At 72.5% G+C, this 14,854-nt stretch carries 11 protein-coding genes and 7 pseudogenes; 11 read left to right on the plus strand and 7 right to left on the minus strand.

Features of this window, described 5'->3' with window-relative positions:
- Position 1 precedes the first annotated feature (1 nt).
- Positions 2-782, minus strand: a pseudogene (locus tag ACSU6Z_RS00225) (IS5 family transposase).
- Positions 783-937: 155 nt separating this feature from the next.
- Here ACSU6Z_RS00225 and ACSU6Z_RS00230 point away from each other — a divergent pair.
- Together ACSU6Z_RS00230 and ACSU6Z_RS00235 are read left to right on the plus strand one after the other, a co-directional pair.
- Positions 938-1,195: a hypothetical protein gene (locus ACSU6Z_RS00230; protein ID WP_437041660.1), complete on the plus strand. Its 258-nt coding sequence runs from the start codon at positions 938-940 to the stop codon at positions 1,193-1,195.
- 179 nt (positions 1,196-1,374) lie between these two features.
- Positions 1,375-1,650, plus strand: a pseudogene (locus ACSU6Z_RS00235) (transposase family protein); the annotation flags it as partial.
- On the opposite strand, the pseudogene ACSU6Z_RS00240 reads toward ACSU6Z_RS00235, so the two are convergent.
- Positions 1,626-1,751 (minus strand): annotated as a pseudogene (locus tag ACSU6Z_RS00240) (IS5/IS1182 family transposase); the annotation flags it as partial. The pseudogenes ACSU6Z_RS00235 and ACSU6Z_RS00240 overlap by 25 nt on opposite strands.
- A 347-nt stretch (positions 1,752-2,098) precedes the next feature.
- Between ACSU6Z_RS00240 and ACSU6Z_RS00245 the strand changes: the two are divergent.
- Positions 2,099-2,641 carry a hypothetical protein gene (locus ACSU6Z_RS00245; protein ID WP_437041662.1) on the plus strand — a complete coding sequence of 181 codons (543 nt, stop codon included), beginning with the start codon at positions 2,099-2,101 and terminating at the stop codon, positions 2,639-2,641.
- A 201-nt stretch (positions 2,642-2,842) separates the two neighbouring features.
- Here the strand turns inward: ACSU6Z_RS00245 and ACSU6Z_RS00250 are convergent, their stop codons facing one another.
- On the minus strand, positions 2,843-3,358 hold the full coding sequence (locus ACSU6Z_RS00250; protein WP_437041664.1) for a hypothetical protein: 516 nt from the start codon (positions 3,356-3,358) through the stop codon (positions 2,843-2,845).
- On the opposite strand from ACSU6Z_RS00250, the pseudogene ACSU6Z_RS00255 reads away from it, so the two are divergent.
- A pseudogene (locus ACSU6Z_RS00255) lies at positions 3,353-4,231 on the plus strand (transposase); the annotation flags it as partial. The gene ACSU6Z_RS00250 and the pseudogene ACSU6Z_RS00255 overlap by 6 nt on opposite strands.
- Before the next feature lie 6 nt (positions 4,232-4,237).
- Here the strand turns inward: ACSU6Z_RS00255 and ACSU6Z_RS00260 are convergent.
- Together ACSU6Z_RS00260 and ACSU6Z_RS00265 are read right to left on the minus strand one after the other, a co-directional pair.
- Positions 4,238-4,707 (minus strand): annotated as a pseudogene (locus ACSU6Z_RS00260) (GNAT family N-acetyltransferase).
- Positions 4,708-5,060: 353 nt separating this feature from the next.
- Positions 5,061-5,665, minus strand: a pseudogene (locus ACSU6Z_RS00265) (ScbR family autoregulator-binding transcription factor).
- Between the two features lie 385 nt (positions 5,666-6,050).
- Between ACSU6Z_RS00265 and ACSU6Z_RS00270 the strand changes: the two are divergent.
- Positions 6,051-6,752, plus strand: coding sequence for an HAD family hydrolase (locus tag ACSU6Z_RS00270; protein ID WP_437041666.1), 702 nt, complete (start codon positions 6,051-6,053; stop codon positions 6,750-6,752).
- 80 nt (positions 6,753-6,832) lie between these two features.
- A pseudogene (locus tag ACSU6Z_RS00275) lies at positions 6,833-7,471 on the plus strand (transposase family protein); the annotation flags it as partial.
- Positions 7,472-7,542: 71 nt separating this feature from the next.
- Here ACSU6Z_RS00275 and ACSU6Z_RS00280 read toward each other — a convergent pair.
- A complete protein-coding gene (locus ACSU6Z_RS00280; protein WP_437041668.1) occupies positions 7,543-8,091 on the minus strand; it encodes a GNAT family N-acetyltransferase in 549 nt (182 codons plus the stop codon).
- Positions 8,092-8,158: 67 nt separating this feature from the next.
- The gene (locus ACSU6Z_RS00285) at positions 8,159-9,172 is read right to left on the minus strand and encodes an alpha/beta hydrolase (protein ID WP_437041670.1); all 1,014 of its coding nucleotides are present in this window, start codon (positions 9,170-9,172) and stop codon (positions 8,159-8,161) included.
- 158 nt (positions 9,173-9,330) lie between these two features.
- Here ACSU6Z_RS00285 and ACSU6Z_RS00290 point away from each other — a divergent pair, with 158 nt between their 5' ends.
- From ACSU6Z_RS00290 to ACSU6Z_RS00310, 5 genes are read left to right on the plus strand one after another with little or no spacing between them, the layout of a single operon-like run.
- Entirely contained in the window at positions 9,331-10,587 is a 1,257-nt protein-coding gene (locus ACSU6Z_RS00290; RefSeq protein ID WP_437041672.1) for an ATP-grasp domain-containing protein, read from the plus strand.
- Positions 10,584-11,432 (plus strand): Rossmann-like domain-containing protein, encoded by an 849-nt coding sequence (locus ACSU6Z_RS00295; RefSeq protein WP_437041673.1) that lies wholly within the window; start codon positions 10,584-10,586, stop codon positions 11,430-11,432. The genes ACSU6Z_RS00290 and ACSU6Z_RS00295 overlap by 4 nt, the downstream gene beginning before the upstream one ends.
- Positions 11,429-12,544 carry a PLP-dependent cysteine synthase family protein gene (locus ACSU6Z_RS00300; RefSeq protein WP_437041674.1) on the plus strand — a complete coding sequence of 372 codons (1,116 nt, stop codon included), beginning with the start codon at positions 11,429-11,431 and terminating at the stop codon, positions 12,542-12,544. The genes ACSU6Z_RS00295 and ACSU6Z_RS00300 overlap by 4 nt, the downstream gene beginning before the upstream one ends.
- A complete protein-coding gene (locus ACSU6Z_RS00305; protein WP_437041676.1) occupies positions 12,541-13,602 on the plus strand; it encodes an enolase C-terminal domain-like protein in 1,062 nt (353 codons plus the stop codon). The genes ACSU6Z_RS00300 and ACSU6Z_RS00305 overlap by 4 nt, the downstream gene beginning before the upstream one ends.
- Positions 13,586-14,848, plus strand: a complete 1,263-nt coding sequence (locus ACSU6Z_RS00310; protein WP_437041677.1) for an MFS transporter — start codon at positions 13,586-13,588, stop codon at positions 14,846-14,848. Before ACSU6Z_RS00305 ends, ACSU6Z_RS00310 begins: the two co-directional genes overlap by 17 nt.
- Positions 14,849-14,854: the final 6 nt, after the last annotated feature.

A 14,854-nucleotide genomic window follows, 5' to 3' on the forward strand; every position in this document is an offset into this window, starting at 1 on the left:
ATCACGCCCACATCAGGAGCGACGCGAGAGTGACGGCTGCCTGAAAGGACTCCGCGGTCTTGTCGTAGCGAGTAGCGATGCCGCGCCACTGCTTCAGTCGATTGAAGCAGCGTTCCACCACGTTGCGCTGCCTGTAGCGCTGCTTGTCGAAGGCCGGTGGGCGCCCGCCGCGACTGCCGCGCCGGAGCCGGTTCCGGACCTGGTCGGTCCGCTCGGGGATGGTGTGACCGATGCTGCGTCGTCGCAGCCAGGTGCGGATGGCCCGGGAACTGTAGCCTTTGTCGCCCAGCACGTGGGAGGGCCGCACTCGGGGCCGTCCCGGGCCGACACGGGGCACCCGTATCGCTTCCATCACCGCAGTGAACTGGGTGCAGTCATTGGTGTTGCCGCCCGTGAGCGTGAAAGCGAGCGGACGGCCGACACCGTCGCAGGCCAGATGGATTTTGCTGGTCAGGCCACCTCGGGAACGCCCGAGTGCGAGGCTGCGGAGCCCCCTTTTCGCGCCCCGGCGGCGTGCTGGTGGGCGCGGACGACGGTGGAGTCAACCGAAACGAGCCAGTCGATGTCCCCGGCCGAGTCCGCCCTGGCCTGGGCGGCCTGCAGCATCCGCTCGAACGTGCCGTCCAGAGCCCACCGCCGGAATCGGGTGTGCAGTGTGGCCCACGGACCGTACCGTTCGGGCACATCCCGCCAGGCCACCCCGTCCGGAACTTCCACACGATCCCGTTGAGCACCATGCGATCGTCCAGCCGCTTCCTGCCCCGCAACGACTTGGGCAGCAGCGGCCGGACGAACTACCACTCGGCATCCGACAGTTCATGGCGACGTATCACCCGACCATGATCCATCATTCAAGATCATTTGAAGACACCGCCTAGCCCGCATGATCGGTCGACGTCGACCGTGACATGACGTTGGCCGTGCGGGTTCTTGCGGTGTGAACACCAAGCAGGCCCGCGCGGCCATGGCTCATCGCGCCTTCTGCGGTCTCCCGCAGCGACATCTCGGTGAGTTGATCGAAGAACTCGCGCCATGCTGGCAGGCGCGTTGCGAGTCCGGGCGCCATGTGCGGCGACGGGGTGCTCGCCAACGGCAGGCCGGGGCCGGCCCGAAGTACGAACTGGTCCTCGTCGACCGTCTGCCGGTGACTTTGGTCCAGCTTCGCACCGGGCTGAGCATGACGCGCTGGCCGTGATCTACGAGGTGGGGTCTTCCACCATCGGCCGCGCGATCGCCGAGGTCCGGCCCCTACTCGCCGACCGCGGGTTCACCGTGCCTGACCGGCCCGGCCTGCGGCTGCGCACCCTGGAGGACGTGTTCGCCTACGCGGCCGCCGAGGACGTCTGCCTGCGCATCGACGGCACCGAGACCCAGGTGCGTCGCCCCCAAGCTCATCGTCCCGGGCGCCGGGCCTTCGTCTCCGGCAAGCGTAGGCAGAACACGATGAAGACGACCACGATCAGCGACCACCGGGGCCGCCTCCTGTGGTCCGGTGCACTGCGGCCGGGCCGCATGCGCGACCGGACAGCGATGCGCACCGAGGGAGTCGCCGAGCAGTCGCGCCAGCACCCGACGGTGAAAGCCGAGGTGGACGAGGGCTACCGGGGCTTGGCCAATGAGCCTTTTCAGCGTTGCCTCTCCAGGGTGAGGACCGCGGCGGCGATGTCCGTCATGCGGTTCGGGCTGCAGCGGCTTCTGCGGAGGATCCGCCAGGACTTCAGGCGTGCGACGCCTCGTTCGACAGCAGCGCGGACCTGGAGGATGCCGTCCGGTGTGGATGCGGTGGACGCGAGCCCGGCGCCTCCTCCCCCGTCGGCACCGGGCCGTTCAGGACTGGGGAACAGGCGCATGAACGGCTCCGCGCCCGGCGGGTGGGCACGGCCCTCCCCACGAGCAGGGCGTCCTTTTGGCCGACCACCGCGCTTGCCGGCACAAGCTCCACCATCCTGCGAGAAATCCGGCGCCTTGTGGTCAGAGACATCACCCATCGCGGTGAATCGCCATGGATCGTCCCGACTTGGGCCGTCGGCACCTGTATCTGTTGTCCCGGACCGGCACCCACCCTCCACGGTCCACGTTTCCGAAGGGATAACTCGGCATGCCGACACACCATTTCGCCCGCGTGATCACGGTGGCAGTCGCCGCAGCAGCCCTGAGCGGCTCCGCGGTCCACGCCACCGCGGCCGCGGACACCCGGGCCACCACTGCCCGGCAGATCCTGCGCACCAGCGGCATCACCCTGGCCACCGTTCACCCGGGAGGTACTCACGCGGGCTCCACCGCCAAGGCGAACATCACCGACACCGCCAACGGCAAGGGCGCCCTGACGAGCCCGTGGGGGCACCACCCGAACCGCCGTGTGGCCCTGGACCCCCGCATGCTCAACGGGCTGCTGAAGCTGAACACCCAGTACAAGTACCGGGTCACCGTGTCGGAGATCGTCGGAGGAAAACACAGCGCCAACTCCCGCCACTACGCGGGCAAGGCGATCGACATCAACTACATCAACGGGAAGCATGTCGGGTCGGGTGCCCCGCACAAGGCGCTGATGGCCGCCTGCCGCAAGCTGGGCGCTACGGAAGTACTCGGCCCGGGCAACGCCGGGCACAGCAGGCATGTGCACTGCGCCTGGCCTCGCTGAGCATTCGCCGTACGCGCCTGACGGGCGCGTCCTGACAGCCGCCGGGCACCAGCAGTCCGCTCGCTGGTGCCCGGCGGCCCCTCACGTCCGGCGGACAGTCGGCCATGGCATGCGTGCGAAGGGCCACGTTCTGTACGGCGTTGGCCATCCCACCGCAGAGGTAGGCGGCCAGCATCAGCGGTACGACGGGATGGGCGCCGGTCACCAGATAATCGTGGCGAGCGTGGTCCGTCGCCGTGTTCCCGCCCAGAGCAGGGCCAGCCCGATCCGCAGGCCTCCCGCGGTCTTCCCGAGGGATTGCGCTCCGTCCGTGACCGCTTCGGCCGCTCCGACGGCAGGGGCCTCGGCCGGGCCGGCTGTCCCCGTACGTTCCTGGGCCGCCATGACCAGCCATCGGCTGATGCCCGGCACGGCCGGCAGAGCGAAGGCGAAGGTCCCCGCGCCAACCGCCAAGGCCGGCCCGGTACCGCCATGCGCCGTCAGCAGGCCGACCAGCAGCGGGCCGATGATGTAACCCGCGTTCCTCACCGACTCCGTGAGGCTGTTCACCCGCAGCTGGGCGTCCGACTCCGGGAACAGGTGCGGCACGAGTGCCATCACGCAGGTCTGGGCGACAGCTCCCAGGGCACCCAGCAGCATCGTGGCGATGAGCAGTACCGCGCCGTCCGCGACCGCGGCGGTGGCCGTTGCGATCAGGTGCTCAAGGGCCAGGGTCACCGTCCCCGCCTGCTCGGTGATGACGACGAGGACCTCGTCATCCAGACGGCCGCCACTCGCCCGGCCAAGCTCGGCGAACCCTTTACCCGCTGGTCGATCCGCAAGCTCGCCGATCATCTGCGGCGCAACGTCGCCCGTCCGATACGTATGGGCCGCGAAGCCCTGCGCTGTCCGCTGGCCCGCCGCGGGATCACCTTCCAGCACACCAAGTCGTGAAAGGAGTCCCCCGACCCGGGCTTCGACGCCAAGCTGGACCGGATCGAGTACGCGCTGACCGAGCGGCCGGACCGCACCTTCGCCTTCGACGAGTTCGGGCCGCTCGGCATCCGCCCGACCGGCAGGTCCCGCCGGGCGAAGGAGGGCAGGACCTGCCGGTTGCCGGCGATCTTCCTCCGCACCCACGGAGTGACCTACTTCCACGGCCGCTACCCGGCCGGTGACGACACCCTGTGGGGCGTCAACCGGCGCCGCAAGGACATCACTCCCAGCTGGGCCGCGCTCAAGTCGATCCGCGGAGCCCGCCCGGACCGCGCCCCGATCTACGTGATCCTGGACAGCCTCTCCGCTCACAGGAACGTGCGCATCCTGCGCTGGGCGGCTCAGAACAAGGTCGAACCGTGCTTCACGCCGACGAACGCGTCCTGGGCGAACCCGATCGAGGCGCGCCTCGGGCCGCTGCGGCAATTCACCCTCGCCAACTTGAATCACCCCAACCACACGGTCGAGACCTGCCAGTTGCACCGATACCCGCGCCGGCGCAACCACAACGCCCGCCACCCGGACGTCCTGGCCGCCCAACGACGTGAACGCGCCCGCGTCCGCAGCGAGAAAGGCATCCGCCGGGGAGGACGCCCACTCACCCCGACGGCTTGAGCGTCCTCAGGGCTTTTGCTTCCCGGGTCGCCACGCATACCGGACGTCCGGCTCGCGTTCCTCGTTGCGGTGCCCGTCGGTGCACTCGGCAGCTACGAAGCCGTGCCGCTCATAGAAGCGTCGTGCCGGCTCGTTGACCTGGAACGTCCACAGCGTCAGCCCGGCTGGACGACGCTGCTTCGCCAGGTCCGCGAGGCGGCTGCCGATACCCCTCCCCTGCCAGGCCGGATCGAGATAGAGCTGGTCCGGTTCTTCCCCGTCCAACACCATCACCCCGACCGCCGAGCCTCCACCGTCGCCACCCACGCCTCCCGGCCAGGCACGACCACCTCCCGGGACCAGGACCGGATCTGGTCGTCCGTATGCACCCGGCGCACGCCCGGAAGCGCCGCCGCGAAGGAACGCAGCCAGACCTCGGCCACCGCAGCGGCGTCGGAGTCGACCGCACGGCGCACGACAAAGCCGTCGATCTCCACAGCGACGCATGCTCGTAGACCCACGATGCGGTCGCACCCGACTTCTGCGCGATGCACCCGGTGATCATTTTCGGTCAGAACACCGGAGCATGCACATCCTTCCCGCGCGCCTGTTTGATCCATACCAGTGATCACTGAACATGACTCCTGGCCAACCAAGATGACAAGGCCTGATCGCCACCGCCTGCCACCTGGAAGAGCCCGGATCGGACCACACACCAATGCTGCGACGAGGCGAGGATGCGCGGTCGCCGTGTGAGGCCGATGGGCGACTCGCCGGGCGGTGTGCGCGGTGGAGGCACGGGCCGGTGGGCGGTGCCGCCGGACGACCGGGGGTGACGTGCACGGGTGCGTCACCGGCCTGCCGGGAAGTTCCCCCGGGACGGTTGCGGCCGGAGGGAGGGCAGGGTCAGGTGCCACCAGCCGGTCAGGCGGCCGTCGAGAACGGTCGTGCCCTCGAGGGCCTCGGTGAGGATGCACAGGCCGAGGAACGCGCACACCAGAGCCGGGCCGTGCGGGCGGGGCGGACACGCTCGTTGACATGCCCTGCCGACCGGGCCTGCGCGAGCAGCCGCGCGGCGGCGGTCCACAGCGCGAAGGGGTCGGGAACGGGAGCCTTGATGACGGCGCGCTCGGCCCACAGACGGCCACCGGCACGCGTCACGGGATCCCGGGTGAGGGCATGGGCGATTTCATAGCCGAGGGCGACGAGCCGTTCGAGCGGGGGCCGTCTCGTCTCCGTAGCGTGCAGCGAGCTGGGCCCAGGTGGCGGACCGGTCCTCGACGACGGCGACGGCGATTCCCTCCTTACCGGTGTAATGGAAGTAGACCGCGCCGCTGGTCCGGCCCGACCTTGCGCTTATGTCGTTGACGCTGGTGGCCGCGTATCCCTGTTCAGCGAATATTGGGCAGCCGCTTCCAGCAGTGACCTGCGGGTTGCCTTCGCCCATTCCTGCAACGTTCCGTCCGCCCTCGCTCCGTTCTCACGCCGGCCGCGAATTCAGTGCGCCAGCGTACGCCCGGAGCCCAAACAGGCACTTTCATGAGGCAATTACACAGTTCTTTCGAACGCGAACGCTTGCGAGTGGCGACGGACGCAAGACGCTCCGGGTCCGCGCGGCCGAGCACGCGTAACAACTGACGCGCGAGCAAACGGCTTTGACGGTCTCAGTGGTCGCGTCACGACTGTCGCCGGGATGCACGTTTCCGGCGCCCGCCGAGTCACCGAAAAGGGTTATTGCCCGATTTACCGGGATGGAAATAACGTAACGGAAACCATCTTTCCGTTTCCTGTGGATACGGAAATGCCGCATGCGTACACGCAAAGGCGTGGGAGGCCCCCGATGACCACCTCGGACCACGATCTGCTCGCCTGGTCGCCCGAAGCCGTCGTCTTCGACTGCGACGGCACCCTGATGGACAGCGAACGCCACTGGCAGGAGGCTCGCAGCCGGGCCTTCCGGGAGCACGGACTCCAGCCACCGCCCGGGTTCGCGGAGCAGGCCCTTGGCCTGCACTACGAGGACTGCGGCCGGCTCATGGCACAGTCCGTGCACAAACCCGAACTGACCGAGGACCTGACAGCCGCACTTCTCGACCACTTCCTGGCACTCGTCACCGACGAACCGGTGACGATGCCGGGTGCGGTCCGGCTCGTACGGCTGCTCTCCGGCCGGTTACCGCTGGCGGTGGCCAGCAACTGCCCGAGGGTCGTGGTCGAGGGCAGTCTGGAACGGGCCGGGCTGCTCGCGCACTTCCAGCACCTCGTCGTCCCCGACGCCGGGGACCGCGTGCGCCCCAAGCCGCACCCCGACGTGTACGCCGTGGCGGCCCGGCTCTGCGGTGTCCCCCCGCACCGGGCGCTGGCGGTGGAGGACTCCCCGACCGGTGTGGAAGCGGCCCGCCGGGCCGGCCTGCGGGTCCTGGGCGTCGGCCCCCGGCCGCAGGGCGGCGGCGCCACCCGGGCCGACGAGTGGCTACCGACGCTAGACGCCCCCGAACTGCTGGCCTGGGCCCACGCGCTTGGCGGCCCGCGGGGGACGTGAGGGCCTTGACAGCCCTCCGAGGTCCGGCAACACCTAGAGGTTGTCCTGTAACTGCTGGTCAGAGGCGAGATGATCTCGCCGTGGCTGACGTGATCACGGCGTCAGAGCCTTCGTGGATACGCCCGTTCACCGGGCTGGGTCCTCGGCAGTGCAACAAGCTGATCACCGCGCTGCGGCGCGAGGGGGCCGATCCGGTCCGCAGGGGCCGACCGTGGTCGCTGCCACTAAAAGGAGCGAGTGCTGCCGATGGCCGCGTACCGGCGCACCAACCTCACCCTACGCCGGCTCGCCCGGCTGTTCGGCGTCTCGAAGTCGGCGGCCGACCGGATCGTCGACCACCTCGGGCCGGCTCTCGTCCCTCAGCCCCGGGGGCGGTTCCGCAAGGACACCGTGCTCGTCGTCGACGGCACGCCGGTCCCCACCCGTGACCGGGCCGTGGCCGCCTCCGGCGAGAACTGTCGTCACCCCACCAATCACCGGGTCGTCATCGACGCCGACGCCCTCCCCGGATTCCGTCCGGGGGTCCCCACGGTCATTGCCGTCGGCAAGCCGGTGCTGCCCGGCAACCGCAACGACTGCCGGGCCTGGGAGGAGTCCGGCGCGAAGGCTGCCGCCGGTACCACCCCGCGGTGATCGCCGACGGTGGCTACCGGGGCACCGGCCCGGCCATCCCGCACCACCGCCGGCACGAGGACGAGGACCTGCCGGCCTGGCGGGACACCGTCTAGCGGTCCGTAGAGCCTCTCGAACGACATCGGAATGAGAATTGGCTACGGCACAGAAGCGGGAGTCAGCACAGCGGGATCTCGAAGTGCACCGTGGCGACCCCCGGTCCGTGTTCGCCGGTGGCGCGGGCGTCGAAGACCTCCTTGGCGAGGCCGCGCCAGAAGGCCTCCACGCCGGGGACCTTGGTGTTGGTGTGCAGGTAGAGGCACGCGTAGCCCGGGGTCTCGGCGACGAAGTCGCGGGCGGTGGTGACCAGCGTACGGGCCAGGCCCCGGCGCCGATGTCCCGGTCGGACGTAGACGCGGACGAGCTGGGCGGTGGTCCCGGACGGGTAGCGGTCGGCCAGCCATCGCGGGTGCGGCGGGTGCGCGGGGCCCTCGGAACGGACACCAGTGGTGGCGACGACCTCACCGTCGTGGACGGCGACGAGCAGCAGGTGCCGGGGATCGTCGAGGTAGGTGCCCTCGATGTCCACGACGTCGTGGTGCCAGGCGGGTACGTAGCCGTATCCGAACTCGCGGTAGAAGGTGTCGAGCATGACGCGGCGGGCGTCGTCGACGTCCGCCGGCGTCGCGGGGCGCACGGTGTAGCCGCCGGGCACGGTCTGGCTCATCGAAGTCCTTCCTGGTCGGGGGCCCCACGCTAGCCAATTGAAAACGGCTTTCAAAAACAACGGCGTGTCACGGCGCCGGGGGCAGCCCCGGTCCCGCGCAGCGCACGTCCGCCGCGGGCACCGTGCCGTCGAGGAGGCACGCGGCGACCGTGCCGTCGACGCAGGTGTCGCTCCGGCCGGCGAACACGCCGTGGGAGTGGTCGTCGTCCAGGACGACCGGACGGGAGCCGGGCAGGGTGCGGCGGGGCCGGTGGGCGCCCTCGACGGGGGTGACCGGGTCGTGCGCGGAGGCCACCAGCAGGACGGGTGGCGCGTCGGGGCTGCCGAGCGGGGTGCGGCGGGTGGGCCGGTGGTGCCAGTAGGCGCAGGCGGAGGCCTCCATGCCGATCAGGACCGACTGGGGGCCGAGGCGGCTGGTGCGGCGGATGTCCGCCACGATCCGCCGGGGCGCGGGGCCGGGGCCGTCGGCGCACTTGACGATGCGGTTGGCCGCCTCGTACGTGCGCGAGGCGGGGCCGTCGAACGGATCGGCGGGCCTCAGTCCGTCGACGCCGCCGTCGCGGAGGCGGGCGGCGAGGCCGTCGGCGAGGCCCGCCCAGCGCTCGGTGCGGCCGAGGGCGCGGTAGACGGCGCGGTCGAACTCCGCCGGACCGAGGCCGCCGCGGGCCGTTCGGCGAGTCCCGCGCGCACCCGCAGGTAGGTGCGGCGGACGGCCGCGGGGGTGTCGCCGAGGCCGAAGCGGGCCGGGTGGGCCGCCGTCCAGGCGAAGAACGTGTCGCGCCGGCGCGGCAGGCCCGGCTCTGCAGGACGCCGCGCCGCTCGGCCGGGTGCCGGAGGCGCGAACCCGGGAGACGGCCAGTTCGATGCGCGGCCCCCGCGGGGCGTCCCAGTCCGGCGGCACGCTCATCCGCGCGCACTCGACGCGGTCCGGGGCGGGCGGGGCGGGCACCGGGGCGGGGCAGGCCCCGAAGCTCAGGGCGGGCGGCGGGGCCGCGGCCCGGGCGGGGGCGGCGGGCAGGACGGTCGCGGCGGTCGCCGCCAGGACGCACAGCAGGGCCGGGCGCCGGACGCGCGGGATCACGAAGTCTCCGAATGGGTGGCCCGAACGAGAGAGACCGAAAGGGTGACAAATGAAAATGATTACCGTTAACGTGTTCGTCGGCAAACCCGGCCGCCGCCCGACGGCGGTACCGCCGGGCTGCCCTGACGCATGCGCCGCATGGCACGAGAAGGGGAGCTGTGGCTCATCTGTTGATGGTCGAGAGCTGGGTCGGATCGATGAGCAGGCTGCTGCCGCGGGCGATCCGGGAGAACGGGCACGAGTTCACGTTCCTCACCCGCGATCTCCACCACTACCTGCGCTCGGCACCCGAGGGCGCGGCGCATCCGCTGCTCGGGGCGCGCCACGTGATCACCGCCGACACCAACGACACGGAGGCTCTGCTGTCCCAGGTGGAGCGGCTGCACGCGGTATTCGGGTTCGACGGCGTGCTCACGTCCTGCGACTACTACCTGCCGACGGTGGCGGCGGTGGCCGAGCGGCTCGGCCTGCCCGGGCCGGGCGCGCGGGGGGTGCGCGACGCCTGCCGCAAGGACGCCACCCGCCGGGTCCTGGCCGACGCCGGGGTGCCCGGGCCGCGCTTCGCGGTGCACGAGGAGTGGGCCGATCTCGCGCGCGCCGCGCGGGAGATCGGCTATCCGCTGGTGGTCAAGCCCGTCGACCTGTGCGCGGGCATGTACGTGCGGCGGGTGGACGACGAGGGGCAACTCGCCGACGCCGTACGGGCGCTGGCCGGCTTCCCGGTCAACGCGCGCGGACAACGGCGGGCGCCCGCGGTGCTGCTGGAGGAACTCCTCGACGGCCCGGAGGTGAGCGTCGAGACCGTCTCGCACGCGGGCGCCGTCCAGGTGGTCGGCGTGACCGACAAGAGCGTCGGCGGGGCGCCCGCGTTCATCGAGACCGGCCACATGTTCCCCGCCGACCTGCCGGCCGCGCGGGCCGAGGCGGCGGAACAGACCGCGCTCGCCGCGCTCAAGGCGCTCGGCCTGACCGAGGGCGTCGTCGCGCACACCGAGATCAAGCTGACCTCCGCCGGCCCGCGCGTGGTCGAGGTCAACCCCCGGCCCGCCGGCAACCGCATCACCGAGCTGATACGCCACGTCACCGGCATCGACCTCGCCGCGGCCTTCGTCGACGTCTCCCTGGGCCGCGCCCCCGACCTCAGGCGCAGCGACACCGGGCTGCGCAGCGCGGCCGTCGGTTTCCTCGTACCGGACCGCGCGGGCACCCTGGAGGCCCTGGACGGCAGCCGGCTGCGCTCCCTGCCGGACGTGCTGGAGGTGCAGCTCGCCGAGCCCGGACGGCAGGTGAAGGCGGCCGGCAGCAACAACGAGTACCTCGGGCACGTCATGGCCGGCGACGCCGGCGGACCCGGCGCCCGCGCCCGGGTCGAGGCCCTGCTCGACGAGGTGCGCTCCGGGCTGGTGATCCGATGACCTCCGCCACCACCGCGCCCGCCGGCGTGATGTCGTGCGACGCCCTCGTGGCACGGGCCCGCGCCGGTGCGCTGGGGCCGGACCCGGCCGCTCTGCGGATCGCCGTGGCCTTCACCACGCGGCAGGCCGTACGGCACGACGGGCGCGGCACCGGTTACCGCAACGAGGTGCTCAGTCTGCGTCTGGCCGAGGCCGTCGGCAGTTGCGCGGTCGAGCCCGGGACGCTGCCGGACAGCGCGGTCGAGGAGTGCGTCGGCGCGGACGTGGCCCTGCTGCTGGGGCATCCGCTGCCGCCGGTGCGCGTGGCGGCGCTGGACGCCTATCTGATGCACGTCACCCCGCACACCCCGGAGCACGGGGCGCGGGCCGTGGCGCTGCCCGCCGGGACGTCGCTGGAGAAGTCCCGGGCCCGGGCCCGGGCGGTGGCCGAGCTGCTGGACCTGCGGCCGGGGGCGAGGGTGCTCGTGGTGGGGGTGGTCAACTCCCTGCTGGAGGCGCTGCGGGCACGCGGTCTGGAGTATGTGCCGTGCGACCTCAAGGGCGGGGTCACCGAGTGGGGGGAGCCGGTCGTCACCGGCGCGCTCGCCGAGGCCGGCCGGTGCGACGCGCTGCTGGTGTCCGGGATGACACTGGGCAACGGGACCTTCGAGCCCTTGCGGGAGCACGCGCTGCGGCACGGCAAGCAGCTGGTGATGTTCGCCCAGACCGGCAGTGCCGTGCTGCCCCGCTTCCTCGGGCACGGGGTGAGCGCGGTGTGCGCGGAGCCGTACCCCTTCTTCTGGCTGGACGGCGGTCCCGGCACGCTCCACCGCTACCGCGCCGGCTGTCCGGGGGGCACCCGGTGACCCCGCCCGCCACCGCCGCCGCGACCGCCGTCCGCCCGGTCGCCCGTCCGGAGCTGCTCGACCTGCTCGGCCGTACGCCCGTCGTGCGGGTCACGGCCGGGCTGCCCGGACCGCACCCCGGTTTCTGGGCCAAGCTCGAAGGGCTCTGCGCGGGCGGGATGAAGGCCCGGGCCGCGGTGTCCATGCTGATGGGGGCCCGCGAGCGCGGCGAACTGCGGCCCGGCGCGCCGGTGGTGGAGTCCACCTCCGGCACCCTCGGCATCGGGCTGGCCTTCGCTGGGCAGGCCCTCGGCCACCCGGTCGTGCTGGTCGGTGACAGCGAACTGGAACCGTCGATGCGGCAGTTGCTGCGCTCCCACGGGGTGCGGCTGGAGATCGTGGACCGGCCCACGCCGCAGGGCGGCTGGCAGGCGGCCCGCCTGGCCCGGCTGCGGGAGCTGCTGGCCGTGCTGCCCGGCGCGTACTGGCCCGACCAGTACAACAACCCGGACAACACCGCCGGTTACGCCTCCCTGGCCGCCGAACTCGCCGTGCAGCTCGACCATCTGGACATCCTGGTGTGCAGCGTCGGCACCGGCGGGCACAGTGCCGGCGTCATCGGCCCGCTGCGGCGGCACTGGCCCGCGCTGCGGCTGATCGGTGTCGACTCCACCGGCTCCACCATCTTCGGCCAGCCCGCCCGGCCGCGGCTGATGCGGGGGCTGGGCAGCAGCATCCACCCGCGCAACGTCGCCTACGACGCGTTCGACGAGGTGCACTGGGTCGGTCCGGCGGAGGCCGTGGACGCCTGCCGCCGGCTGGCCCGCGAAAGCTTCGTCAGCGGCGGCTGGAGCACGGGCGCCGCCGCCCGCGTCGCCGCCTGGGCGGCCCGTGTCCACCCCGGCGCGGTCGTCGCCACCGTCTTCCCCGACGGCCCGCACCGCTACCTCGGCACCGTCTACGACGACGACTTCACCGCCGCCCACGGCCTCGACCCCGCCACGGCGGCCACCCGTCCCGTGGAGATCCCGCACCCGTACGCGGCCGAGGCCACCGGCTGGACGCGCTGCACGCGCGTCACCGATCCGCTGGCGGACGCCCCCTGCCCGGCCCCCTCGGAAAGGAACCCATGAAGGCCGGCCTGCGCACCGTACGGCTCGAACTGACCGAACCGCTGCGCATCTCCCGCTCCACGATGTCCGCCCGCGAGGCCGTGTGGCTGAACATCGCGCATGAGGGCGCCACCGGGCACGGTGAGGCCGTCACCAGCGTCTACTACGGCCTGGACGCGGCGCGGCTGGAACGGCTCCTCGCCGCCGCCGGCGCGGACCTCGCCCGCTTGCCCGGGCCCGAGAGCGCGCTGGGAGCTCTGCGCGCGGGCGAGTGGCCCGGCGACGGCACTCCCCCGGCCGTCACCGCCGCCGTCGAGGCCGCCCTCCTCGACCTCGTCGGCAAACGCGCCGGCCGTCCCGTCCACCGGCTGCTCGGCACGCCCGAGGTGCCGGTCGCCGCCACCGCGCGCACGATCGGCATCACCTCCCCCGCGCACGCGGCGGCGCAGGCCCGTTCCCTCGCGGCGGGCGGCTTCGAGGTGCTCAAGGTCAAGGCGGGCTCGCCCGACCCGGAGGACGACGTCGAGCGGGTGCGCGCCGTCCGGGCCGCCGCGCCCCGGGCCCGGCTGCTGCTGGACCCCAACGGCGCGTGGAGCCCGGCGGTGGCGGGGGCGCTGCTGCCCCGGTTCGCCGACCTCGGCGTCGAGGCCGTCGAGCAGCCGATCGCGCCGGGCGACCCGGAGGCGCTGGCGGCGCTGGCCGCCCGCTCGCCGCTGCCGGTCGTCGCCGACGAGGACGCCGTGTCGCTGGAGGACGTACGGCGATTGGCCGGCCGGGTCCACGGCGTCAACGTCAAACTCGCCAAGTGCGGCGGGGTGCACGCGGCGCTGCGCATCGCCGAGGCGGTCGAGGGCAGCGGCACCGAGCTGATGCTCGGGTGCCTCACCGCGAGCAGTCTCGGTCTCGCGCCCGCCGTGCACCTCGCGGGGCGGGCCCGCTGGGCCGATCTCGACGGGCATCTGCTGCTCGCGCACGACCCGTGGACCGGCATCGGCGGCGAGGACGGCCGCGTACGGACCAGCGGGCTGCCCGGGCTGGGCGTACGGCCGCGGGGGGTGAGCCGTGAGGACGTGGCGTGAGATGCGCCGCTTCCCGCTCGCGGTGCAACTGCTGCTGGTGAACCAGTTCGGCGTCAACACCGGCTTCTACCTGCTCATCCCCTACCTCGCCACCCACCTCACCGAGAACCTCGGCCTGTCGGCGGCGGTCGTCGGGGTCGTCCTCGGCGTCCGCAACCTCAGCCAGCAGGGCCTGTTCATCGTCGGCGGCTCCGCCTCCGACCGGCTCGGCGCGCGCGGCGTCATCATCGCCGGCTGCGCGCTGCGCACCGTCGGGTTCGCGCTGTTCGCGCTCGGCGACGACCTGGCGGTGCTGCTCGCCGCGTCCGTGCTCAGCGGCTTCGCCGGGGCGCTGTTCAACCCCGCCGTGCGCGCCTACATCGCCCAGGAGGCCGACGAGCGCAAGGCGGAGGCGTTCGCCCTGTTCAACGTGTTCGCCACCACCGGAGCGCTGGTCGGGCCGCTGCTGGGCGGCGCGCTGCTGCTGGTGGACTTCCGCACCTCGGCCCTGACCGCCGCCGGGATCTTCGCCGTCCTCACCGCCGCGCAGGCCCTGGTCCTGCCGGCGCGGAGGACCGCGCCCAGTGGGGGCACGGTGCTCGGCGACTGGCGGGAGGTCCTCGGCAACCGGGCCTTCCTCGCCTTCGCGCTCGCCATGGTCGGCATGTTCACCCTGGAGAACCAGCTCTACCTGCTGCTGCCCGACGGCGCGCGCCGGGCCACCGGCTGGGAGGGCGCCGCCGGACTCGTCTTCCTCGTCGGCACCCTCGCCAACCTCACCCTGCAGCTGCGCCTGACCCGCGTCCTGAAGGAGCGCGGTGACCGGGCGCGCTGGATCGCGGCGGGACTGGGGCTGATGGCGCTGGCGTTCCTGCCGCCCGCCCTGGACTCCGCCGGCTCCGCAGGGCCGGACGGCACGGCGGACGCCGTGCTGCGGGCCCTGCCCGTGCTGGCCGGGGCGCTGCTGCTCCACCTCGGGGTGATGGTCGCCCAGCCGTTCGTGATGGAGCTGATCCCCGGCTTCGCCCGCCCCGAGCTGACCGGCACCTGCTTCGGCATCTTCTACGTCGTCTCCGGCCTCGCCGCCGCCGTGGGCAACGCCGTCGTCGGCTGGGCCATGGACGCCGGGGAGCGGGGCGGCGCCGGCTGGCTGCCATGGGTGTGCTGCGCCCTGTTCGGGCTCGCGTCCGCGCTGGGCGTGGCCTGGCTGCACCGGATCGGGTCGCTGCCCGCGCCGTCGAAGCCCGCCGTACCCGCGACGGCCTGAGGAAGG

Origin of the sequence: Streptomyces sp. enrichment culture, from assembly GCF_964273145.1 — a bacterium.
GTDB lineage: Bacteria > Actinomycetota > Actinomycetes > Streptomycetales > Streptomycetaceae > Streptomyces.

Coding starts and splice junctions, on each gene's coding strand:
- ACSU6Z_RS00245 (WP_437041662.1), top strand. CDS start 2,099: ATGCCGACACACCATTTCGCCCGCGTGATCACGGTGGCAGTCGCCGCA.
- ACSU6Z_RS00270 (WP_437041666.1), top strand. CDS start 6,051: ATGACCACCTCGGACCACGATCTGCTCGCCTGGTCGCCCGAAGCCGTC.
- ACSU6Z_RS00280 (WP_437041668.1), bottom strand. CDS start 8,091: ATGAGCCAGACCGTGCCCGGCGGCTACACCGTGCGCCCCGCGACGCCG.
- ACSU6Z_RS00295 (WP_437041673.1), top strand. CDS start 10,584: ATGACCTCCGCCACCACCGCGCCCGCCGGCGTGATGTCGTGCGACGCC.
- ACSU6Z_RS00305 (WP_437041676.1), top strand. CDS start 12,541: ATGAAGGCCGGCCTGCGCACCGTACGGCTCGAACTGACCGAACCGCTG.